The organism is Vibrio sp. 10N.261.52.A1 (genome assembly GCF_002876325.1).
GTDB classification, from domain to species: Bacteria; Pseudomonadota; Gammaproteobacteria; order Enterobacterales; family Vibrionaceae; genus Vibrio; species Vibrio chagasii.
Window position 1 is genome coordinate 1 of sequence record NZ_MCYD01000438.1, and the last position, 631, is coordinate 631.

Consider the following 631-nt stretch of genomic DNA (forward strand, 5'->3'; position numbering starts at 1 on the left):
TTATTGAATTTATATTTAATGAATGGTGACTCAGGAAAATCAAAAGAGCTTGAAGTTTCATTAGATTCCACAAGTGAAAGTACTGATCTTGTAAAGAGTTTGGATATATTAAACTCAAGTGTGAACGACTCTGATAAAGTGGCCTTTATCAAATCGTACATTGCGACCAAAGGAGCATCTTCAGTTCTCATTGATGTTAAAAGTGGAGGAGAACATTTAACTAAGTTGTCTAAAGAGGAAAGGGACCTTATTAACAACACAAAGCTCTATCTAAAGCAGCGAAGAAATTGGAGTCGCAGGAATAGTCCACCGACTTATATCAAATCGCTCTATAGCAAAGATGAGCAGAACAAATTTGATGAGTTGTTTAGTGATGTGCTGCCTATTGTAAGAGCGACCAAAGTATCTTTATCTGATCATGATAGTTCAGTTATATCAGTAAAAAATGGGTTTAGAGCAACCATAGGTCAACCAGAAACATCAGATCGCCGAGTGCTTTTCTTCGGAGCATCAACAACTTTTTCGTATGGTATGAGCGACAAAAATACGATTGTCAGTCAAGTTCAGAAAAACATTAATAAAGTAACCGATAATGTTAGAGTTGAAAATCATGGCGTACTAGGGATGAATT

General features: G+C 36.0%; 1 pseudogene. It reads left to right on the forward strand.

The window, feature by feature from the left end:
• Positions 1–18 precede the first annotated feature (18 nt).
• Positions 19–631 (forward strand): annotated as a pseudogene (locus tag BCT81_RS05255) (citrate lyase ligase); the annotation flags it as partial.